Below are 20,570 nucleotides of genomic sequence, written 5' to 3'. Positions count from 1 at the left end.
CCCCCGTCCCGGGCTGGCGCGAACGAGGCCGCCGTGTGACAGTGAGGCGTCCTTCGTACCTCGTCTCGGAGCCAGCCCATGGACACGCACCGTTCCCTCCTTCGCGTCACGCTGACCAGCGTCGTCGTCTGCGTCGCCATGGCAGCCGCCGTGCTGCCGGCGCAGGGCGCCGACGTGCCGAGTCCCGAGGGGGCGGTCTCCGCGGAGTCGACGGCGCCGTCCGCGGAGCCCTCGGACGCGACGCAGGAGGGGGCACGCGGCGAGCAGGCGCCCGACGTGCAGGCTCCCGTCGAGGAGTCGACGGCCGCCGCTGACGAGGACGCGCCCGCACCGGCAGCCGCTCTCGCACCCACGGCCGTCAGCCTGGCGCGCGGTGCAGGGACCCAGGCGCCGCAGGAGCCCATGACCGGGACCGTCACCGCGACGACGGACGGTGCGCCGCTGGCGGGCGCCACCGTGCGGGTCAGCGCCTCCGGCCCCACCCCGCGGTCCACGGAGGTCACCACCGGAGCCGACGGCACGGCCGACTACGCCGTCGCCGGCCTGAGCGCCGGCACGTACTCCGTCACCGCCGAGGTGCTCGAGAGCAGCACTCACGCCGCCTCCACGTCGAGCGCCGCAGCCCTGACCGTGCAGGCGGGCAAGTGGGTCAGCCTGCTGGTCAACAGCGGCTACGGCGCACGCGTCCTCACGGGCGAGAGCTTCTGGCTGCGCGGCCGCGTGCTCACCACGTCCGGTCGCCCCGACGCTGGAGCGACCGTCGTGTTGTACCGCACCTCGGGGTCGAAGCGCACCAAGGTGGCCACGGCCCGCACGAACTCGTCGGGCTGGTACACGTGGTCGCCGCCGGACCGTCGCGGCGGCACCTACCAGGCCCAGGTCAGCACGTCGCGGTACTCGGCCAAGCAGGCCGTGACCCCCGGGGGCGGTGAGCGCTCGCTGGCCTCCCGCGAGGCTTCGATGGCCTTCCTGCTCGGCGCCTCCACCACCGGGGTGCGCTCCGGCGCCGGGCGGACGTGGAAGTTCTACAAGAACGGGGTCCTGATCCGGTCGGGCTCGCGCTCGTGGGTGGTGCGCTCACCCTTGACGCAGGAGCTCGATGATCGGGGCGGCCCGGCCGGCTCGCTCGGTGCGCCGACGGGCGACGCCCGCTGCGGGCTGCCCGAGGGTGGATGCCTCCAGCAGTTCCGCACCGGCGCGATCTACACCAACAGCAAGGCCAAGGACACGCTGACGTCGGCCGTCTCGTCGACGCTCGGGGCCGCGGACCTGCTCGCCGTGGCGCGCTCCCAGGTCGGCTACCGCGAGCCGTCCCCGCGCAAGAGCAAGTACAACAAGTGGGTCGGGCGGACGGGTCGCTACGACCCGTGGTGCGGGTTCTTCGTCTCGTGGCTCGCGCACGCCGGGGGCAAGCCCGGCTCGATCATCAAGGCCACGTCGTACAAGAAGCTCCTGGACGCCGAGCGCAAGCGCGGTTGGACCTCGCAGACCGCGAAGGTCGGACGGCTGGCGTACATCGGCTACTTCAGCAAGGGCACCCCGTCGCACGTCGGCATCGTCACCAAGGTCTCGAGCAGCCACGTCTGGACCATCGAGGGCAACGTGTCGGCGGGTGGTGGTCAGAAGCACCCCCGCGGTGTGCACGTGGTCAAGCGGACGAAGTCGCGGATCGTCTTCTACGCCGACCCTCGCTACTGAGGTCCGTCCGGTGGGGGGGACCGTCCCCGCGCGCGGCGACGCCGCACCCGTCCCTAGTAACCTCGAGGTCATGTCCGCCGACGTCGCCGTCCTCGTCGCCATCGCGGTCCTCGCGGTCGTGACCGTGGCGGCCGCGGTCGTGGCGGTCGTGGCCGCCCGCCGGGTCGCCCGTTCGGCCGGTGCCGTGGCTCCGGCCCCCGGACCTGCGGCCCACCAGGACACGGCGCCTCGACCGACGTCGGTGCAGCGTCCGGCCGCGCCGGCGGCGCAGCACGAGGACACCACCACGCTCGCGGCGCGGCCCGCGGTGCTAAAACCTCGCGTCGTCGAGGGTCGAGTCGTCGTGCCGCCCACCCAGGACCAGGTCGTCGAGGCCGCGCTCAGCCGACCGCAGGTCCGGTTCGCCGTGGTCGTCCAGGGTGTGGCTCACGCCCTGAGGCCCGAGAGCCGCGACCGGATCGGCGCCCTGATGCGCCGGGAGTACAGGAACCGCCGACGTGACCGGCTCCGGGCCGGACGCCGGGCCGCTCGTGCGGCCCACGCCTCCACGGCACCGCCGACGCCGTCGGACCAGTGGCTGGGGGAGCGATGAAGCCGCGCGCCGTCTGGTTCGTCGCCGGCTCGGCCGTGGGCGTCTACGTCAGCGCCAAGGCCCGGCGGGCCGCCTACCGGGTCTCGATGCCCGGACTCATCGACCAGGCCGCCGCGCTCGGCACCGGGTGGCGGGCCTTCGCCGACGAGGTCCGCGACGGGATGTCCACCGCCGAGTCCCGGCTCGCCGACCAGATCACCCCACCCCGACCCTCGCTCGAGGCCCCAGCCGCGGACCAGTCAGCCGCGGACCGTCCCGAGCTCACCGACGAGAGAGACCACCCCTGATGGAGACCGCAGAGATCCGGCGCCGATTCCTCGAGCACTTCGAGGCCGCCGGGCACACCGTGGTGCCCTCGGCCCCGCTGCTGCTGGACGATCCCAACCTGCTGTTCGTCAACGCGGGCATGGTGCCGTTCAAGCCGTACTTCCTCGGCCAGGAGACGCCGCCCTACGGCACCGCCACCAGCGTCCAGAAGTGCGTGCGCACCCTCGACATCGAGGAGGTCGGCAAGACCACGCGGCACGGCACGTTCTTCCAGATGAACGGCAACTTCAGCTTCGGCCAGTACTTCAAGGAGGGTGCGATCACGCACGCCTGGCGCCTGGTGACCGGCCACGTCGACGACGGGGGCTTCGGCTTCGACGCCGACCGGGTGTGGGTCACGGTGCTCGAGGGCGACGACGAGTCCCGCGGGCTCTGGAAGTCCGTCGCGGGCCTGCCCGACGAGCGGATCCAGGACCGGGGCCTGCTCGACAACTACTGGCACATGGGGGTCGCCGGTCCTGGCGGCCCGTGCAGCGAGATCTACATCGACCGTGGCCCCGAGCACGGGCCCGACGGCGGCCCGGTCGTCGACGAGGACCGCTTCCTGGAGATCTGGAACCTCGTGTTCATGCAGGAGGAGATCACCAACGTCCGCGCCAAGGACCAGTTCGACGTCGTGGGCCCGCTGCCGAGCCAGAACATCGACACCGGGATGGGCCTGGAGCGCGTCGCCTACCTCTTGCAGGGCAAGCAGAACCTCTACGAGATCGACGAGGTGTACCCCGTCATCGAGCGCGCGTCCGAGCTGACCGGACGGGCCTACGGCGCGAACCACGAGGACGACGTCCGGTTCCGGGTCGTGGCCGACCACGTGCGCAGCGGGCTCATGCTCATGGGCGACGGCGTGACCCCCGGCAACGAGGCGCGCGGCTACGTGCTGCGACGCCTGCTGCGGCGCGCGGTGCGTTCGATGCGTCTGCTGGGCTACGAGGACCCCGCCCTGCCCGAGCTGCTCCCGGTCAGCAAGGACCGGATGAAGGCGTCGTACCCCGAGCTCGAGGCCGACTTCGCCCGCATCTCCCAGGTCGCCTACGCCGAGGAGGACGCGTTCCGGTCCACCCTCGGCAAGGGCACGCAGATCTTCGACGTCGCGGCGCAGAAGGTGAAGGCCGAGGGCGGGAGCGGCCTGTCCGGCTCGGCGGCGTTCACGCTCCACGACACCTACGGCTTCCCGATCGACCTGACGCTCGAGATGGCCGAGGAGCAGGGCCTCACGGTCGACGCCGAGGGGTTCCGGTCGCTCATGGCCGAGCAGAAGGCCCGGGCGAAGGCCGACGCGAAGGCCAAGAAGGGCGTCCACGCCGACACCACGGCGTACCGCGCGGCCCTCGACGCGAACGGTCCGACCGACTGGCAGGCGTACACGACCCTGTCGACGGAGTCTCGGGTCCTCGCGCTGCTGAGCGAGGGCGCAGCGACGCCGGCGCTCGGTGCGGGGAGCGTGGGCGAGGTCGTCCTGGACCGGACGCCGTTCTACGCGGAGTCCGGCGGCCAGAACGCCGACGCGGGCACCATCACGTGGACGTCGGGCGGGGGAGGCAGCGCCGAGGTCCTCGACGTGCAGCGGCCCATCAAGGGCCTGGTCGTCCACCAGGTGCGCGTGCTCGAGGGCGAGCTCGTCGTCGACGAGACGGTCTCGGCCGACGTCGACCGCGAGTGGCGCACCGGAGCGCGTCAGGCGCACTCGGGCACGCACGTCGTGCACGCGGCGCTGCGCGAGGTTCTGGGCCCCACCGCGCTGCAGTCGGGCTCCTACAACCGGCCCGGCTACCTGCGTCTCGACTTCGGGTGGAACGGGGCGCTGTCGCCCGAGCAGCTGCACGACGTCGAGCACGTGTCGAACCGCGCGCTGCGTGAGGACCTGCTCGTCTCGGCCCAGTACATGACCCTGCCCGAGGCCCGCGAGTGGGGCGCCCTCGCGCTCTTCGGCGAGACGTACGGCGAGCAGGTGCGCGTGGTCGAGATCGGTGGTCCCTGGTCGCGTGAGCTCTGCGGTGGCACCCACGTGGAGCGGTCCAGCCAGATCGGCACCGTCGTCATCACCTCGGACGGCTCGGTCGGAGCCGGCAACCGTCGCATCGAGGCGCTCACCGGCATCGAGGGCTTCGCCTACCTGGCCAAGGAGCGCGACCTCGTGCTCCAGCTCACCGACGTGCTCAAGGCGCGCCCGGAGGAGGTGCCGGCGCGGGTCGGCGACCTCGTGGCACGGCTCAAGGCCACCGAGAAGGAGCTCGAGAAGCTCAGGACCGCGCAGCTCCAGGGAGCGGCCGGCGACATCGCCGCTGCCGCGGCCGACGTCGACGGGGTCTCCGTCGTGACGCACCGTGCCGAGGGTGTCGGTGGCGGCGACGTCCGATCGCTCGCCCTCGACGTCCGCGGCCGCCTGCAGGACCGGCCCGCCGTGGTGGTGGTCGTCGGGACCGCGAACGACCGACCCTCCGTGGTCGTGGCCGTCACGCCCGCAGCGCAGGAGCGCGGGCTCTCGGCCAACACCCTGGTCGGGGTCGTCGGTGAGCGCATCGGCGGCAAGGGCGGCGGTAAGCCCGACGTCGCGCAGGGCGGAGGCACCGACGTCGGCGGGATCGACGCGGCGTTCGGGGCGGTCGTCGAGACCGTGCGGGAGACGGTCTCTCGGTGAGGCAGGTCCGATGAGAAGGGGACGTCGGCTCGGCGTCGACGTCGGCGACGTCCGCATCGGCGTGGCGGTGTGCGACCCCGACGGGCTCGTGGCCACGCCGCTGGAGACGGTGGCCGCCGGACCCGACGCGATCGGCCGGCTCTCCGCCCTCGCCTCCGAGGTCGACGCGCTGGAGCTCGTGGTCGGTCTCCCGGTGTCGCTGAGCGGGCGCGAGGGTCCTGCGGCGGCGAAGGTGCGGGTGTTCGCCCGCGCTCTCGCCGACACGGTGACGCCCACAGTTGTCCGGCTGTTCGACGAGCGGATGTCTACGATGACTGCGGACAGTCTGCTCCGCGAGGGCGGGCGGTCCGGGCGGTCTCGACGCTCGGTGATCGACCAGGCTGCGGCCACGGTCATCCTGCAGACCGCCCTGGACACCGAACGGACCCGGGGATCGGCCCCGGGCGAGACGATCTGAGGTCGACGTGAGTGACAGCGGACTCGACATCCTGGGCGCCGACAGTGGTGGGCGACGTGCCACCAAGGCCGGCGGCCGGCGTGCCCCCCGCAAGCGCGGACCCCGCTGGGGACGCATCCTGCTGGTGCTCGTGGTCCTGGCCGGCCTCGTCTTCGGCGGCAAGGTCGTGTGGGACAAGGCCGGCTCGTACCTGAACGGCCCGGAGGACTACTCCGGCCAGGGCAGCGGTGAGGTCGTCGTCGAGATCCCCGCCGGGTCGGACGGCCAGGCGATGGCGTCGATCCTGGCGAAGCAGGACGTCGTGGCCAGCGCCGAGGCGTTCTACCAGCTGTCGCTGAACGACGAGCGCTTCGCGACCATCCAGCCCGGCTTCTACCAGCTGCGGAGCAAGATGTCGGCGGAGTGGGCGATGCGTGAGCTCACCGACGCGAGCAACCGGGTCGAGGGCAAGGTCACCATCCCCGAGGGCTCGCGGGTCGGCCAGATCGTCAAGGCGATCGCCGCCGGCTCGGAGATCAGCGAGGACGAGGTCACCGCGGTGCTCGACGACCCGAAGGACCTCGGCCTTCCCGAGGGCGCCAACGGCAACCCCGAGGGCTACCTCTTCCCGGCGACCTACACCGTCGAGCCCGGCACCACGGCGCTCGAGCTGATGCAGCAGATGGTCAAGAAGACCCTCGAGGTCGAGGCCGACCTCGACATCGACGCGCGCGCCAAGGCCCTCGGGCTGTCCAAGGAGGACGTCCTCACGATGGCGAGCATCCTGGAGTACGAGGCGGCCCGCGACGAGGACTACCCCAAGGTGGCCCGGGTGCTCTTCAACCGGCTCGAGGACGGCATGCCGCTGCAGCTGGACTCCACGGTCTCGTACGTGAGCCAGCGGGAGGGCGACGTGTGGACCACGCCGGAGGAGCGCGCGAACCCGTCGGAGTACAACACGTACCAGAACGCCGGACTGCCGCCCGGTCCGATCGGCTCACCGGGTGAGAAGACCATCGAGGCGGCCCTCAACCCCGCCGACGGCGACTGGTTGTACTTCTTCGCCGACAAGGAGGGCGTCACGATCTTCAACACCGACTTCGCCCAGCACAACGCCGACTGCCAGAAGGTCTACGGCGCCGGCTCCTGTGGTGGCTGACCCGCGTACCGGGCGGCCCGCTCGTCGACGGTGTGCGGTGGTGGGCCACCCGGTCGCGCACTCCCTCTCGCCGGTCATGCACCGTGCGGCCTACGCCGAGCTCGGCCTGGACTGGACGTTCGACGCGGTCGACGTCGAGCCGGCGGGACTCGGTGCGTGGGTCGAGCGCCTCGACCCCACGTGGCGCGGCCTCGCCGTGACCGCCCCGCACAAGCGTGACGCGCTCGAGCTGGCGGACGACGTCTCCGACGTCGCCGCCGCCGCGGGTGGGGCGAACACCCTGCTGCTGGCCGACGGCGTGGTCCGCGCCGACAACACCGACGTGCCCGGCACGCTCGCTGCGCTGCAGGAGGCCGGCATCGCCGACGTGCCGCTCGTGCGTGTCCTCGGCGCGGGTGCCACGGCGTCGTCGGTCGCCCACGCCGTGGTGGGGCTGGGTGCCCGCCGGATGGAGCTGGTCGTCCGCGACGTGGCGCGGGCCGAGACGACCGCGGCATCGGCGCGTTCGGCCGGGCTCGAGGTGGAGGTGCGATCGAGCGACGACCCCTTCGTCGACGTCGCGGACCTGCTCGTCTCCACGGTGCCGGAGGACGCGGCCGGTGCCCGGTCGCACGAGCTGGTCGAGTCCGCCGCCGCGGTCTTCGACGTCGTCTACGACCCGTGGCCGACCCGCCTGCTGCTCGCGGCGCAGCAGGCCGACCGTCCTGCGGTGTCGGGGCTCGACCTCCTGGCCCACCAGGCCGTGCTGCAGCTCGCCCTCATGACGGGCTCGCGGGTCGAGGTCGACGTGCTGCGCGACGCCGCGCTCGCGGAGCTGTCGGCCGCGCGCGACGTGCCCTAGGGTTGCGGCCGTGCAGACCCTCTACGTCGTCGCCACCGCCGTCGGTGCGGGGGTGCTCGGCCTGCTGGGCCCGCACGTGATCTCCCGGCTGCCCGAGCCGGAGCCGGACCCCTCCGAGGTCGACGAGCCCCCGAAGCCGCTCTACGTCGACCTCGCCCGACGCCCTCGGCTCGCCCCGGCGCTCGCCCTGGTCGCGGCGGTGCTGGCGCTCGTCGTCGCGCTCGGCATCGACGAGCCGCTGCTGCTGCCGGCCTGGGCGGTCTTCGCCGGCGTCGGCACGTGGCTGTCGTTCATCGACCTGCGCACCCGGCTGCTGCCCTACGCCCTCACGCTGCCGCTGCACGTGGTGGTGCTCGTGCTCGTCGGCCTGGCGTCGCTCGTGGCCCAGGACCGGTCGATCATCCTCAAGGGGTTGATCGGCAACCTCGTGCTCTACGGGGTCTTCCGGCTCATCTACGCCCTCGGCCGGTGGATCAGCCAGCCGTTCGGGTTCGGCGACGTACGGATCGCGGGCGTGATCGGCCTGCTGCTGGGCGCGCTGGGTGCCGCCGAGACGCTGTACGGCGGCTACGCGGGGTTCATCCTGGGCGCCGTCGTCGGGCTGGGGCTGTACGCCACGGGACGGATCGGACGCCGTGACCCGTTCGCCTTCGGTCCGTACCTCGTCGTGGGGGCCTTCCTCGGCCCGCCGCTGGTGGCCCTGCTCCGCTGACGGCGCGTCAGTGGGTGAGCTTCAGCCCGACGATCCCGGACACCACGGCCAGCAGGCACAGGACCCGCGCCACGGACACCGGCTCGTCGCCCTGCGCCATGGCCCAGGCGGCGGTGAGCGTGGCGCCGATGCCCACCCACACGGCGTAGGCCGTCCCGGTCGGCAGGTCACGCATCGCCCACGCGAGGCCGACCATGCTGAGCACGAGGGCGACGCCGAACACGAGGCTCGGGACGAGGCGGCTGAAGCCGTCCGAGCGACCGAGGGCCGTGGCCCACACGGCCTCCAGCACTCCTGACCCGACGAGCACGATCCAGCTCATGACGACTCCTGACCTGCCGTCTTTGCGCTGATCGGGTACGGCAGCCTCGTCCGAGCCCCCAGGGAGCGGGCGACCCCATCCTGGCACAGCCGGGCAGGCCCTCCGTGCCGCCCCGACTGCTCCTGACAGAATGACCCCCATGCTTCGATGGCTGACTGCCGGAGAGTCCCACGGACCCGCGCTCGTCGCGATCCTCGAGGGACTCCCAGCCGGCGTGCACGTGACCAGCAAGGACGTGCAGGACGCGCTCGCCCGGCGCCGCCTGGGCTACGGGCGGGGCGCGCGCATGAGCTTCGAGGCCGACGAGCTCGAGGTCATCGGCGGCCTGCGGCACGGCGTCAGCATGGGCAGCCCCGTGGCCCTGCGCATCGGCAACAGCGAGTGGCCGAAGTGGGAGCAGGTCATGTCGGCCGACCCGGTCGACCCCGAGGTGCTCGACGGGCTCAAGCGGGGCGCTCCGCTGACCCGGCCGCGACCCGGCCACGCCGACCTCGCCGGCATGCAGAAGTACGGCTTCGACGAGGCCCGTCCCGTGCTGGAGCGGGCCAGCGCCCGCGAGACCGCCGCCCGCGTCGCGCTCGGCGAGGTGGCGGCCAAGTTCGTCGAGCAGACCACCGGCGCCACGATCCTGTCGCACGTCGTCGAGCTGGGCACCGTCACGGCGCCCGCGGGCCTCGTGCCGAGCGCCTCGGACGTCGAGGCGCTCGACGCCGACCCGGTGCGCTGCTTCGACGCGGCCACCAGCGAGGCGATGGTGGCCGAGATCGACGTGGCCCACAAGGACGGTGACACCCTCGGCGGTGTCGTCGAGGTGGTCGTGGAGGGCCTGCCGCCCGGCCTCGGCTCGTACACGCACTGGGACCGGCGTCTGGACTCCCGCCTCGCCGGCGCCCTCATGGGCATCCAGGCCATCAAGGGCGTGGAGGTGGGCGACGGGTTCGAGCTGGCCCGTACCCGCGGATCGCTGGCCCACGACGAGATCGTCCCGACAGACGACGGCATCCGCCGCGTCTCCGGCCGCTCCGGCGGGACCGAGGGCGGCATGACCACGGGCGAGCTGCTGCGCGTGCGTGCCGCCATGAAGCCGATCGCCACCGTGCCGCGGGCCCTGCGGACCGTCGACGTGGCCACCGGCGAGGAGACACGTGCCCACCACCAGCGTTCCGACGTGTGCGCCGTCCCGGCCGCCGGCATCGTGGCCGAGGCCATGGTCGCGCTCGTGGTCGCCGACGCGATCACCGAGAAGTTCGGGGGCGACTCGGTCGAGGAGGTCCGACGCAACGTCGAGGCCTACCGCGACCACCTGAGGTTCCGTTGAGTCCGGTCGTCGTCCTGATCGGCGCACCCGGCGCCGGCAAGACCACGGTGGCCCATCTGCTGGCCGAGGCGCTCGGCACCACGGTGCGCGACACCGACGCCGACGTGGAGGCCACGGTCGGGACCAGCGTGCAGGACCTGTTCGTCCAGCGAGGCGAGGCGCACTTCCGTGAGCTCGAGGCGGAATCGGTCGCCACGGCTCTGGACGAGCACGACGGGGTGCTGGCGCTCGGCGGTGGTGCGGTGATGCACCCCCGGACGCAGGAGATGCTGCGCGGCGAGCGCGTCGTCTTCCTCGACGTCGGGCTGACCGCTGCGGCCCAGCGGGTGGGGCTCGGGACGAACCGCCCGCTCCTGCTGGGCAACGTGCGCGCCACGCTGAAGGCGCTGCTCGACGCCCGGCGCCCCCTGTACCAGGGCCTCGCGGTCCACACGGTCGTCACCGACGACCTCGACCCCGCCGACGTGGCCGACCTCGTCCGACGCTTCCTCCAGGAGGAGATCCACCCGTGACCACCCGCATCAGGGTCGAGACCGCAGCCCCCTACGACGTCGTCGTGGGCGCGGGCGCATCGGCCCGCCTGGCCTCGCTCGTCGGCGACGACGTGAGGCGGGTGGCGATCCTGCACCCGGCGGCCCTGCGGGAGCGTGCAGCACGGCTGCGCGCCCAGCTGATCACCGAGCAGGCGACCGACACGGTCGACGTGCACCTCGTCGAGCTCCCCGACGGCGAGGCCGCGAAGACCGCCGAGGTGCTGCAGTACTGCTGGGGCGTCCTCGGCACGGCGGGGTTCACGCGGTCCGACGTGGTCGTCGGGTTCGGCGGGGGAGCCACCACGGACCTCGCCGGGTTCGTGGCGGCCAGCTGGTTGCGCGGCGTGCGGTTCATCAACCTTCCGACCACCGTCCTCGGCATGGTCGACGCTGCCGTGGGCGGCAAGACCGGCATCAACACCGCCGCGGGCAAGAACCTGGTGGGTGCGTTCCACGAGCCGGTCGGCGTGCTGTGCGACCTCGAGCTGCTCACGGACCTGCCGTCGGCCGAGCTGCGCAGCGGCCTGGCCGAGGTGGTCAAGTGCGGCTTCATCGCCGACCCGTCGATCCTGGAGCTGGTGGAGGGGGCGGGGGCCGCGACGGTGCTCGACCCGACGTCACCGATCCTCGCCGAGCTGGTGGCCAAGGGCATCCGGGTCAAGGCCCGGACCGTGGCCGGCGACCTGCGGGAGACCGGTGGCTCCCGCGAGGACGAGGCGTCGATCGGCCGGGAGGCGCTCAACTACGGGCACACGCTCGGCCACGCGATCGAGCGCGAGGAGAACTACTCCGTGCGCCATGGCGAGGCGATCAGCGTGGGCATGGTCTTCGTGGCCGAGCTGGCGCAGCGGCACGACCTCATCGACGCCGACCTCGTGCAGCGTCACCGCGACGTGCTCGGCTCGCTCGCGCTGCCGACCACCTGGGCCGGGGCCTTCACGCCGTTGCTCGCGGCCATGCGGCTCGACAAGAAGACGCGGGGCGACCAGCTGCGCTTCGTCGTGCTGGAGGACCTGGGACGCACGACCATCTTGGCCGGTCCCGACGAGACCACGCTGCGCGACTCGTTCGCCGCGCTCACGACCCGATGACGGCGCCCCTGGGCACCACGCCAGGCGCCGACGACCTCGCGCGGCGTCGACGTCGGGTGGGTGCCGCGCTCTCGGAGGCAGGACGCGACGGCCTCGTCGTCACGACGCTCGTCAACGTGCGGTACCTGACGGGGTTCACCGGCTCCAACGGTGCGCTCGTGCTGCACGCCGACGGAAGCGGGGTCTTCCTCACGGACGGTCGCTACCGGGACCAGGCCGCGCAGGAGGTGCCGGGGCTCGAGCACGTCATCACCCGCGACCTCGTGGGCGTCGCCGCCGAGCGGATCACCGCGTCCGGGCAGACGTCGTGGGCGGCCGAGACGCACGCGCTCAGCGTCGACGCCCACGGCCGCCTGGCCGAGGCGGCCCCGGCGGTCACGCTGGTGCCCGCCGGCCGACTCGTGGAGGACGCTCGCACCATCAAGGACGACACCGAGGTCGCCGCCCTGCGGGAGGCGTGCCGGATCTCCACGGAGGCGCTCGAGGGGCTGTGGGCCGGCCCGCTGGTGGGTCGGACCGAGCGCGACGTGGCGCGTGACCTCGAGTGGCGCATGCTCGAGCTCGGCGCCGAGGCCGTCGCGTTCGAGACGATCCTGGCGTCCGGCCCGAACACGGCGGTCCCGCACCACCACCCGACCGACCGGGTCCTGCAGCCAGGGGACCTGCTCAAGACCGACTTCGGTGCCCGCGTCTCGGGCTACCACGCCGACTGCACGCGAACCGTCGTGCTCGGCACCGCCGACGCCTGGCAGCGCGAGGTGCACGCGGCCGTGCGGGCCTCCCAGGCGGCCGGAGTGGACGTGCTGCGCGAGGGCCGTCCGGTGGCCGAGTCCGACACCGTCGCGCGCGGCGTGCTCGCCGACGCAGGCTGGCTCGAGCACTTCACGACCGGGCTCGGGCACGGGGTGGGCCTGGAGATCCACGAGGACCCGTTCATCGCCGCCTCGCACGCCGGTACACTGGCCAGTCGCACCACCTTGACCATGGAGCCGGGCATCTACGTCCCGGGCCGCGGGGGAGTGCGCATCGAAGACACCGTCCTCGTCACGCCGGCGGACCCGGGAACCCCCGAGGTGCTGACCGACCTGACCACCGAGCTCCTGGAGATCGCCTGATGGCCACCACGAACGACCTGAAGAACGGCATGGTGCTGAACATCGACGGCCAGCTCTGGACCATCGTCGAGTTCCAGCACGTCAAGCCCGGCAAGGGTCCCGCCTTCGTGCGCACCAAGATGAAGAACGTCGAGTCCGGCAAGGTCGTCGACAAGACGTTCAACGCCGGTACCAAGGTCGAGACCGCGACCGTCGACAAGCGCGACATGCAGTACCTGTACAACGACGGCTCGAGCTACGTGTTCATGGACGTGCAGACCTTCGACCAGATCGAGATCCCCCCGGAGGCCATGGGCACGGCCACCGACTTCCTGCTGGAGAACCAGAACGCGGTGGTCGCGACCAACGAGGGCCGGGTGCTCTACGTGGAGCTCCCCGCGTCGGTCGAGCTGCTCATCGAGCACACCGACCCGGGCCTGCAGGGCGACCGCTCCAGCGGCGGCACCAAGCCCGCTCGTCTGGAGACCGGCCGCGAGATCCAGGTCCCGCTGTTCGTCGGCTCCGGCGAGAAGATCAAGGTGGACACGCGCGACGGTGGCTACCTCGGTCGCGTGAAGGCCTGATGGGCGCCAGGACCAAGTACCGCAAGCGGGCGCTGGACGTCCTCTTCGAGTCCGAGATGCGGGGCGTCCCCCTCGGCGGCACCCTCGCCGCCCGGCTCGAGACGAACGACCCGCCGGTCAACCCGTACACGGTTCAGCTCGTGGAGGGCGTTGCCGCGCACCAGGAGAGCATCGACTCCCTGATCACGGAGCACGCGCGGGGCTGGACGCTGGACCGGATGCCCGGCGTCGACCGCAACATCGTGCGCGTGGCGGTCTACGAGATCCTCCACGTCGACGACGTCCCGGGTCCCGTGGCCGTGAGCGAGGCCGTCGACCTCGCGGCCGACCTGTCGACGGACGAGTCGCCGAAGTTCGTCGGTGGCCTGCTGAGCCGCATCCTCGAGGTCTCCACCCCCGCCTGAGCGGTGCCACGGGGTCGCCCGGACCGGGTCCTGTACCCCGATCCGGGCGCGTTCAAACTTGCACCGCTGCACAACTTCGTTACGGTCGTGGGGACCCGTGACGAGCACCGGGGGCTCGCGCCCGCCGTCCTCGTCCTGACGAGAGGCGACGTGTGAGCTTCATCGAGTTCGTCCAGGAGCGATGGTCCGTGCTGTCGTTCCTGGCCTACCAGCACCTCAGCCTGGTGGTGCAGACGTTGGCGATCGCCACGCTGCTCGCCATCGTGCTGGGCGTCCTGGCCTACCGGTCCTCCTTCGGGACGTCGATCGCGCAGGCCCTGTCCTCGGTCGGCCTGACCCTGCCGTCCTACGCGCTGCTCGGCCTCCTGGTCGGCGTGGTGGGCATCGGCGTCTTCCCGTCGGTCATCGCCCTGGTGTTCTTCGGCTTCCTGCCCATCCTGCGCAACGTCATCGTCGGTCTCACCGGCGTCGACCAGGCACTCGTGGAGTCGGCGCGGGGGATGGGCATGGGACGGCTGACGACGCTCGTGCGGCTCGAGCTGCCGCTCGCCTGGCCGGTGATCATGACCGGTGTCCGCGTCTCGGGGCAGATGCTCATGGGCATCGCCGCGATCGCCGCCTTCGTGCTCGGCCCGGGGCTCGGCGGCTACATCTTCTCCGGCATCTCCCGTACCGGCGGCGCCAACGCGACCAACTCCATCCTGGCGGGCACCCTCGGCGTCATCGTGCTCGCCGTCCTGCTCGACCTCGTCCTGAACCTGCTCACCCGCGTCACGACCTCGAGGGGCATCCGTGTCTGAGACCACCCAGCCGTCCACGCCAGAGACCGACACCGAGTCCGGGCGGTCCTTCGGCCAGCGGATCCTGCTCGAGAACGTCACCAAGCGCTACGGCGGGCAGGCCGACGCCGCCGTCGACGACGTCACCATCGAGATCCCCGCCGGCGAGATCGTCATGCTGGTCGGCCCGTCGGGCTGCGGCAAGACGACCACCATGAAGATGATCAACCGGCTGATCGAGCCGACCAGCGGGAAGATCTTCATCGGCGACGAGGACGTCACGCACCGCAACGCCGACGACCTGCGTCGCCACATCGGCTACGTCATCCAGGGTGCGGGACTGTTCCCGCACTACACCGTGGCCGAGAACATCGCGATCGTCCCGCGCCTGCTGGGCTGGAAGAAGGACCGCATCGCGGCCCGGGTCGACGAGCTGCTCGAGCTGGTCAACCTCGAGCCCGCGCAGTACCGCGACCGCTACCCGCGCGAGCTCTCCGGAGGCCAGCAGCAGCGCATCGGCGTGGCGCGGGCCCTGGCCGCCGACCCGCCCGTCCTGCTGATGGACGAGCCGTTCGGCGCGGTGGACCCGATCACGCGTCAGCGGCTCCAGGACGAGCTGCTGCGGCTCCAGGAGGAGCTGCGCAAGACCATCGTGTTCGTGACCCACGACTTCGACGAGGCGGTCAAGCTCGGCGACCGGATCGCGATCCTCGACGTCGGCTCGCGCATCGTCCAGTACGACACGCCCGAGGCGATCCTGGCCGCACCGGCCAGCGACTTCGTCGAGGGCTTCGTCGGCCACGGCGCCGCGCTCAAGCAGCTCACGCTCACCCGCGTGCGCGACGTCGAGCTGCACGAGGCCGCCGTCGCCCAGGTCGGTGGCGACGCCGCGGCCGCGATCCAGGACGCCCGCGCGAAGGGCCGTGAGTGGGTCATCGTCCTCGACGACCAGCAGCGTCCGCAGCGCTGGGTCTCGGTCAAGGAGCTCGAGCGGGCGGGCTCCCTCACGGGCATCTCGCGCGACCGTGACCTCGAGGTCGTCAGCACGGCCTCGACCCTCAACGACGCGCTCGACGAGATGCTCACGTCGTCGCACGGCGTGGTGGTCGTGACCGGTCGGCGCAACTCCTACCAGGGCGTCGTCCGGGTCGAGACGATCATGCAGGCGATGCAGCAGATCAGCAGCGCCGCCGCCGAGGCGCGTCCGGTGGAGCCGTGAGCGCCGCCACCGCCGCTCCGGCCGTCGCCGGGGAGGCCGCCACTCCGACCGTCACGGTCGACCGACCGGGGATCGCGCGGTGGATCGGGCAGCCGCTCGTCGTGGTCGCCGCAGTCGCCGGCTGCCTGGTGTACGTGAACACCGCCTCGATCACCGATGTCGAGCGTCGCTCGCTGACGGCCGGCAACCTGCTCGACCTCACGCAGCAGCACCTGACGATCAGCCTGATCGCCACCGCGCTCACCTGCCTGATCGCCATCCCGCTCGGGATCGCGCTCACGCGCGGGCCGATGCGCCGCTACTCCAAGCCGATCATCACCGTCGCCGGGTTCGGCCAGGCCGCGCCCGCGATCGGGCTCATCGCGCTCGGTGCCGTGATCTTCGACGTCGGCCGCACCGGGGCGATCGCCGCCCTCACGGTCTACGGCATCCTGCCGATCGTGGCCAACACGGTCACGGGGATCGATGGTGTCGACCGGCGTCTCATCGAGGCGTCGCGGGGGATGGGCGTCTCGGCCCTGGGCACCCTCATGAGGGTCGAGCTGCCGCTGGCGCTGCGCGTGATCGTCGCGGGCGTCCGCACGGCGCTGGTGCTCATCGTGGGCACGGCCGCCCTCGCATCGTTCACGGGAGCCGGGGGACTCGGCGACCTCATCACCACGGGCATCAAGCTCCAGCAGAACGTGACGCTGGTCGTCGGGGCGGTCCTGGTGGCCGCCCTCGCCCTGTTCATCGACTGGCTGGCTCGTCTCGTGGAGATCGCGGCTGCGCCGAAGGGAGTGGGCTGACATGCGTCAGCACCCCAGCAAGAAGATCGTCGGCACCGTCGCCGGACTGCTCTGCCTGGCCCTCGCCGGCTGCGGCCTGCAGTCGGCCTCCGGCGCCGTGCTCGGAGCCGAGCCGGGGACCATCAAGCCGGTGACGTCGCTCGAGGACGTGCCGGTCACCGTCGCCGCGAAGGACTTCACCGAGCAGCTCGTGCTCGGCAACATGATGTCGACCGTGCTCAGCGTGGCGGGCGCCGACGTGACCAACCTCAGCAACACCCCGGGCAGCTTCGGTGTCCGGCAGGCGCTGCTCGACGGTCGCGTCGACATCTCGCCGGAGTACACCGGCACCGGCTGGATCAACTACCTCGGCAACGACAAGCCCGTGAAGGGCGAGGAGCAGCAGTACAAGGCCGTGTACGACGCTGACCTGAAGAACGGTCTGACCTGGCTGCCGTACGCGCCGATGAACAACACGTACGCCTTCGCGATCGCCGAGAAGAAGGGTGAGGAGCTCGGCATCACCAAGCTGTCGCAGCTGGCCGACCTGCCCCCGGAGGAGCTGACGTTCTGCGTCGAGAGCGAGTTCGCCAAGCGCGACGACGGCTTCGTCCCGATGCTCGAGGCCTACGACCTCACCGAGTCCGACCTCGCCAAGGTCACGAACCTCGACACCGGCGTCATCTACACGGCGACCGCGAACGGGACCTGCAACTTCGGCGAGGTGTTCACCACCGACGGCCGGATCCCGGGTCTGGACCTGAGGGTGCTCGAGGACGACCGCGAGTTCTTCCCGCTCTACAACCTGAGCTTCGTGGCGAAGACGTCCTTCCTCGAGAAGCACCCGGAGGTCGCAGACCTGTTCGACCAGGTGCTGTCCAAGCTGACGAACGAGGTCATGCTCGAGCTGAACGCGAAGGTCGACGTCGAGGGGGAGGACCCCGCGATCGTCGCGCGCGACTGGTTGAAGTCCGAGGGACTGGTGAAGTAGGGCCGTTCCCGGCTCCGCCGGTCAGCGCAGGTCGAGCCGCATGAGGACTCTCGGGAAGCCGGCGAGGGTCGACGTGGTCTCGGCGGCCTGGGTGAACCCGGCGGCCTCGAACAGCGCCTTCGTCCCGACGTAGGCCATGGTCAGGTCGACCTTCTCGCCGCGGTTGTCGACGGGGTAGCCCTCGACCGCAGGGGCCCCCTGCTCGCGGGCGAGGTCGACCGCGCCGGCCAGCAGCGCGTGGGAGATCCCCTGCTTGCGGTGGCCGGGACGGACGCGGATGCACCAGATCGACCAGACGTCGAGGTCGTCGACGTGCGGGATCCTCCGGCTGGTCGCGAACGAGGTGTCGGCGCGGGGATGCACGGCGGCCCACCCGACGACCTCGTCCTCCTCGTCGTAGGCCAGCACGCCGGGTGGTCCCTGCTCCATGAGCTCACGCACCTTCTCGCCCCGTGTCTCGGCAGCGAGCTCGCGGTTCTCCTTGGACGAGGTGAGCCGGTAGCTCAGGCACCAGCAGACGTTCGCGTCCGGTCGCTTGGGGCCGACCATGGTGCGGACGTCCTCGAAGACGGTGGCAGGACGGGTCGTGACGGCCATGGTCCAGTGTGCCTCTCGTGTGGCGACATCTCGTTGATCATCGAAGCGGGGAAACTCGGACGCTGAGGCATCCGCGGTGCGTTCGGCATGGGGGAGGAGGCTCAGCCGGCTCGGGCGATGCGGATGTGCCTGCCGGTGCGGTGGGTGCGCAGGGTGCGGCCGATCTCGTGGGTGGTGGGATCGATGGTGAAGTACCCCTGGTGCACGAGTGCATGGCAGCGTGGGCAGAGCCCGATGAGGTTCTTCAGATCCGTGGCGCCGCCGTGGGACCAGTACTGGACGTGGTGGATGTGGACGATGGGTCCCCAGCAGCCGAGCCCGCCGCAGCGTCCCCCTTGCCGGGTGACGACGGCCTTGCGCTGGGCGGGGGTGGCGAGCCGTGCGGTGCGGCCGACGTCGAGGACGGAGTGCTTGCCGGCGGTCAGGATCGGGGTGAGCGCGGAGTCGCAGAGCATCTGCTGGAGCTGGGCCGGTCCGATGGTGCCGAACCCGGCGAGGTCGGCGGTCGTGGTGTCAGCGTCCTGGGCGAGGTCGGCGAGGTCGAGCGTCATGGAGACGTGGGGGCGGACGCCCTTGTCCTGGGGAAGTCCGGACTCGAGGATGTTGCTGAGCATCTGGTCGAGGGCGGTGACGCGGCGTTCGTTGACGGGGCGGTCGTCCTCGGCGCAGGTGGGTGCGGACAGGGACTGCAGGACGGTCTTGAACTTGGTGCCGGTGTCGAACGGCAGGAACCCAGTGACATGAAAGCCTTCTCCGACCGGTGAGATCTTGATGTCGTGCTTGGCCATGCCCTTGATCCAGGCCTCGTCGAGGTCGTCGGGGTGCGCAGCGTCGCGGAGCTTCTTGACCGCCTGGCGCATCTTCTTGGGCTCGGCCTTCGCCGCGAGGTCCAGCATCCAGTCCATCGAGACCTCCACGACCGCCGGGTCGATGTGACGACTCGCGTAGGTGAACGCATCCACATGATCGAGTGACACGGCGCCCGCGCTGGCCAGATCGGCGAGCTCGGGCATGTCTTTCAGCGTCCGCGCGGACCTGGTGAGCTGGGATGCGTCCTTCGCATCGAGGTGCAGCTGGTCACGCAACCAGTTCTTCACGCTCGAGCACCCCTCGGCCTCGTGGTCGCCGCGCGCGGCCATCTCGGCAACCAGCTCGACCTTCGCCGCATCGATCGCGTTCTGCACGACCTGCAGAAGCCGCAGCGCATCAGTGGTCGTGGGGAACTCACGCAATGCACGTGCAGCCGTGGTGAGCTGCTCGGCGAGGCGCTGCGTGATCATAAGACCACAATAACGAACGCATGAGCGATATCGAAGAGTCGAAGGTCCCGGAAAAGTCCTGCCATTCCGGGGTTCTGCCCTGGGGGAGTAAGCGCTTCCCGACGACGAACGACGAGTCGGGCGGACCCGTCGTGGGAGCCTGCTCCCATGACCGATCCCACGTGGCTGGAGATCCTCGTGCGCATGTCCGCGGGTGAGGAGACCGAGGAGCCGACCGAGGGCGTCGTCGCGGTCCGGCTCGACCATGGATCCGAGGAGCTCACTCGCTTCCGCGTCCGGAAGCACGGTCAGCGGTGGCGCGCGGAGCACCTCTCCGGCCGGCCGCGCACCATCCAGGGTGATCGCTACACCTACACCTTCGACGACGAGGACGGGGAGCTCGGCGAACCACGTCGGACGGAGCGGGCTTGCGGCGACCACCCGCACGACGATGTCTCGTTCGTCCTGAGACGACGTGAGCCGTGGGACTGGCGTCCGGACGGCAGCGACTACAACCGCCCCGCCGCGCGGCCGGAGCGCACGACGTTCCTCGGTAGGGACGCGTGGGAGGTGAGACTGGCGCCGCCCCGCCACAAGGACGGCGAGCTCGTCGAGGTGGTCGACGCGCTCGACGGCAGACTCCTGGCGCAGAGCAACACCGTCCACGGAGACTTTGCGCGCTGGGAGGAGCTGCGCGTCGTCGAGTCGCTGCCCGACGACCTCTTCGTCTGGGACGGACCATTCTCGGCGGTCCACGCCTTCGGGGAGGACGACGTTCCTGACGAGCTGCGGGAGGAGGTCGAGGTCCAGCGCCGTGCCGAGGAGGCCTTCGTCGCCTCGCTCGGTCTCGGTGACCTGTGGGTGGCAAGCAGCGGTGACACCTTCGGCCATGTCGACGACGGCGGTGGTGGCGCGCTCGTCCATTGGAGCGCCAGCGCAGGCTTCCACCTGCTGCGGCACCCGCTCGGGTCGCCCGTGGACGAGGAGGACGAGGGCGCCGAGCAGACGGTCTGGACCGACGACCGGTGGCGCTGGACCCTGGTCACGACCGGCGTCGAGCCGCGCGCGCGTCGTCGACTGGTCGAGGACCTCCAGGAACGCACCCGGTCCCTGTCCGCCACTCCTGACCCCTGACGGTGCCACCGGCCGCCGCTGCTAGGCTCGGCCACGTTCCACCCGACATCCTTTAACCACCGTCCCGTGAGGCGG

Annotated in this window: 22 protein-coding genes and 1 riboswitch; of the genes, 19 read left to right on the top strand and 3 right to left on the bottom strand. The window is 71.4% G+C overall.

Translation table 11 applies throughout. From position 1 onward, the window contains the following. Window positions 1–78: 78 nt before the first annotated feature. The 8 genes from RQG84_RS14910 (at window position 79) to RQG84_RS14875 (ending at window position 8,403) form a co-directional block, all read left to right on the top strand. On the top strand, window positions 79–1,698 hold the full coding sequence (locus tag RQG84_RS14910) for a carboxypeptidase regulatory-like domain-containing protein (RefSeq protein WP_311210640.1): 1,620 nt from the start codon (window positions 79–81) through the stop codon (window positions 1,696–1,698). Window positions 1,699–1,768: 70 nt separating this feature from the next. After that, entirely contained in the window at window positions 1,769–2,290 is a 522-nt protein-coding gene (locus tag RQG84_RS14905; protein WP_311210639.1) for a hypothetical protein, read from the top strand. Continuing rightward, entirely contained in the window at window positions 2,287–2,577 is a 291-nt protein-coding gene (locus RQG84_RS14900) for a DUF6167 family protein (protein WP_311210638.1), read from the top strand. Before RQG84_RS14905 ends, RQG84_RS14900 begins: the two co-directional genes overlap by 4 nt. Beyond that, entirely contained in the window at window positions 2,577–5,255 is a 2,679-nt protein-coding gene (gene alaS, locus RQG84_RS14895; protein ID WP_311210637.1) for an alanine--tRNA ligase, read from the top strand. The genes RQG84_RS14900 and alaS overlap by 1 nt, the downstream gene beginning before the upstream one ends. 10 nt (window positions 5,256–5,265) lie before the next feature. Then, window positions 5,266–5,712: a Holliday junction resolvase RuvX gene (ruvX, locus tag RQG84_RS14890; RefSeq protein WP_311210636.1), complete on the top strand. Its 447-nt coding sequence runs from the start codon at window positions 5,266–5,268 to the stop codon at window positions 5,710–5,712. A gap of 7 nt (window positions 5,713–5,719) precedes the next feature. Then, window positions 5,720–6,850, top strand: coding sequence for an endolytic transglycosylase MltG (mltG, locus tag RQG84_RS14885; protein WP_311210635.1), 1,131 nt, complete (start codon window positions 5,720–5,722; stop codon window positions 6,848–6,850). Next, window positions 6,843–7,691 (top strand): shikimate dehydrogenase, encoded by an 849-nt coding sequence (locus tag RQG84_RS14880; RefSeq protein ID WP_311210634.1) that lies wholly within the window; start codon window positions 6,843–6,845, stop codon window positions 7,689–7,691. Before mltG ends, RQG84_RS14880 begins: the two co-directional genes overlap by 8 nt. Before the next feature lie 10 nt (window positions 7,692–7,701). Next, window positions 7,702–8,403 carry a prepilin peptidase gene (locus tag RQG84_RS14875; protein WP_311210633.1) on the top strand — a complete coding sequence of 234 codons (702 nt, stop codon included), beginning with the start codon at window positions 7,702–7,704 and terminating at the stop codon, window positions 8,401–8,403. Between the two features lie 7 nt (window positions 8,404–8,410). Here the strand turns inward: RQG84_RS14875 and RQG84_RS14870 are convergent, their stop codons facing one another. Beyond that, window positions 8,411–8,725, bottom strand: coding sequence for a multidrug efflux SMR transporter (locus RQG84_RS14870; protein WP_055970441.1), 315 nt, complete (start codon window positions 8,723–8,725; stop codon window positions 8,411–8,413). A gap of 10 nt (window positions 8,726–8,735) precedes the next feature. Further along, window positions 8,736–8,800, bottom strand: a riboswitch (guanidine-III (ykkC-III) riboswitch). Between the two features lie 64 nt (window positions 8,801–8,864). Here RQG84_RS14870 and aroC point away from each other — a divergent pair. From aroC to RQG84_RS14820, 10 genes are all read left to right on the top strand, one after another. After that, on the top strand, window positions 8,865–10,043 hold the full coding sequence (aroC, locus tag RQG84_RS14865) for a chorismate synthase (RefSeq protein ID WP_055970439.1): 1,179 nt from the start codon (window positions 8,865–8,867) through the stop codon (window positions 10,041–10,043). Continuing rightward, window positions 10,040–10,555, top strand: a complete 516-nt coding sequence (locus tag RQG84_RS14860) for a shikimate kinase (RefSeq protein ID WP_311210632.1) — start codon at window positions 10,040–10,042, stop codon at window positions 10,553–10,555. The genes aroC and RQG84_RS14860 overlap by 4 nt, the downstream gene beginning before the upstream one ends. Continuing rightward, entirely contained in the window at window positions 10,552–11,667 is a 1,116-nt protein-coding gene (gene aroB, locus RQG84_RS14855) for a 3-dehydroquinate synthase (protein WP_311210631.1), read from the top strand. The genes RQG84_RS14860 and aroB overlap by 4 nt, the downstream gene beginning before the upstream one ends. After that, window positions 11,664–12,782, top strand: coding sequence for a Xaa-Pro peptidase family protein (locus tag RQG84_RS14850; RefSeq protein WP_311210630.1), 1,119 nt, complete (start codon window positions 11,664–11,666; stop codon window positions 12,780–12,782). Before aroB ends, RQG84_RS14850 begins: the two co-directional genes overlap by 4 nt. After that, complete coding sequence (gene efp / locus RQG84_RS14845; RefSeq protein ID WP_055970431.1) at window positions 12,782–13,345, top strand: elongation factor P; 564 nt, start codon at window positions 12,782–12,784, stop codon at window positions 13,343–13,345. Before RQG84_RS14850 ends, efp begins: the two co-directional genes overlap by 1 nt. Then, entirely contained in the window at window positions 13,345–13,749 is a 405-nt protein-coding gene (gene nusB / locus RQG84_RS14840) for a transcription antitermination factor NusB (protein WP_055970429.1), read from the top strand. Before efp ends, nusB begins: the two co-directional genes overlap by 1 nt. A 152-nt stretch (window positions 13,750–13,901) precedes the next feature. Further along, the gene (locus tag RQG84_RS14835; protein WP_055970427.1) at window positions 13,902–14,549 is read left to right on the top strand and encodes an ABC transporter permease; all 648 of its coding nucleotides are present in this window, start codon (window positions 13,902–13,904) and stop codon (window positions 14,547–14,549) included. Next, window positions 14,542–15,747 (top strand): betaine/proline/choline family ABC transporter ATP-binding protein, encoded by a 1,206-nt coding sequence (locus RQG84_RS14830; RefSeq protein WP_311210629.1) that lies wholly within the window; start codon window positions 14,542–14,544, stop codon window positions 15,745–15,747. The genes RQG84_RS14835 and RQG84_RS14830 overlap by 8 nt, the downstream gene beginning before the upstream one ends. Beyond that, complete coding sequence (locus tag RQG84_RS14825; RefSeq protein WP_311210628.1) at window positions 15,744–16,535, top strand: ABC transporter permease; 792 nt, start codon at window positions 15,744–15,746, stop codon at window positions 16,533–16,535. The genes RQG84_RS14830 and RQG84_RS14825 overlap by 4 nt, the downstream gene beginning before the upstream one ends. A 1-nt stretch (window position 16,536) precedes the next feature. Beyond that, window positions 16,537–17,505 (top strand): glycine betaine ABC transporter substrate-binding protein, encoded by a 969-nt coding sequence (locus RQG84_RS14820; protein ID WP_311210627.1) that lies wholly within the window; start codon window positions 16,537–16,539, stop codon window positions 17,503–17,505. A 21-nt stretch (window positions 17,506–17,526) separates the two neighbouring features. Here RQG84_RS14820 and RQG84_RS14815 read toward each other — a convergent pair whose 3' ends face one another. Next, a complete protein-coding gene (locus RQG84_RS14815; protein ID WP_311210626.1) occupies window positions 17,527–18,102 on the bottom strand; it encodes a GNAT family N-acetyltransferase in 576 nt (191 codons plus the stop codon). Window positions 18,103–18,203: 101 nt separating this feature from the next. After that, window positions 18,204–19,382, bottom strand: coding sequence for a DUF222 domain-containing protein (locus RQG84_RS14810; RefSeq protein ID WP_311210625.1), 1,179 nt, complete (start codon window positions 19,380–19,382; stop codon window positions 18,204–18,206). 147 nt (window positions 19,383–19,529) lie between these two features. Between RQG84_RS14810 and RQG84_RS14805 the strand changes: the two genes are divergently transcribed. Beyond that, the gene (locus tag RQG84_RS14805; RefSeq protein ID WP_311210624.1) at window positions 19,530–20,495 is read left to right on the top strand and encodes a hypothetical protein; all 966 of its coding nucleotides are present in this window, start codon (window positions 19,530–19,532) and stop codon (window positions 20,493–20,495) included. Window positions 20,496–20,570: the final 75 nt, after the last annotated feature.

It is taken from the genome of Aeromicrobium sp. WCS2018Hpa-31 (assembly GCF_031843905.1).
Classification (GTDB): Bacteria; Actinomycetota; Actinomycetes; order Propionibacteriales; family Nocardioidaceae; genus Aeromicrobium.
This window is presented reverse-complemented; position numbering and strand designations above follow the sequence as displayed.

Coding starts and splice junctions, on each gene's coding strand:
- RQG84_RS14820 (WP_311210627.1), top strand. CDS start 16,537: ATGCGTCAGCACCCCAGCAAGAAGATCGTCGGCACCGTCGCCGGACTG.
- RQG84_RS14850 (WP_311210630.1), top strand. CDS start 11,664: ATGACGGCGCCCCTGGGCACCACGCCAGGCGCCGACGACCTCGCGCGG.
- efp (WP_055970431.1), top strand. CDS start 12,782: ATGGCCACCACGAACGACCTGAAGAACGGCATGGTGCTGAACATCGAC.
- RQG84_RS14910 (WP_311210640.1), top strand. CDS start 79: ATGGACACGCACCGTTCCCTCCTTCGCGTCACGCTGACCAGCGTCGTC.
- alaS (WP_311210637.1), top strand. CDS start 2,577: ATGGAGACCGCAGAGATCCGGCGCCGATTCCTCGAGCACTTCGAGGCC.
- RQG84_RS14815 (WP_311210626.1), bottom strand. CDS start 18,102: ATGGCCGTCACGACCCGTCCTGCCACCGTCTTCGAGGACGTCCGCACC.
- RQG84_RS14810 (WP_311210625.1), bottom strand. CDS start 19,382: ATGATCACGCAGCGCCTCGCCGAGCAGCTCACCACGGCTGCACGTGCA.
- ruvX (WP_311210636.1), top strand. CDS start 5,266: ATGAGAAGGGGACGTCGGCTCGGCGTCGACGTCGGCGACGTCCGCATC.
- RQG84_RS14805 (WP_311210624.1), top strand. CDS start 19,530: ATGACCGATCCCACGTGGCTGGAGATCCTCGTGCGCATGTCCGCGGGT.
- aroC (WP_055970439.1), top strand. CDS start 8,865: ATGCTTCGATGGCTGACTGCCGGAGAGTCCCACGGACCCGCGCTCGTC.
- RQG84_RS14905 (WP_311210639.1), top strand. CDS start 1,769: ATGTCCGCCGACGTCGCCGTCCTCGTCGCCATCGCGGTCCTCGCGGTC.
- RQG84_RS14870 (WP_055970441.1), bottom strand. CDS start 8,725: ATGAGCTGGATCGTGCTCGTCGGGTCAGGAGTGCTGGAGGCCGTGTGG.
- nusB (WP_055970429.1), top strand. CDS start 13,345: ATGGGCGCCAGGACCAAGTACCGCAAGCGGGCGCTGGACGTCCTCTTC.
- RQG84_RS14900 (WP_311210638.1), top strand. CDS start 2,287: ATGAAGCCGCGCGCCGTCTGGTTCGTCGCCGGCTCGGCCGTGGGCGTC.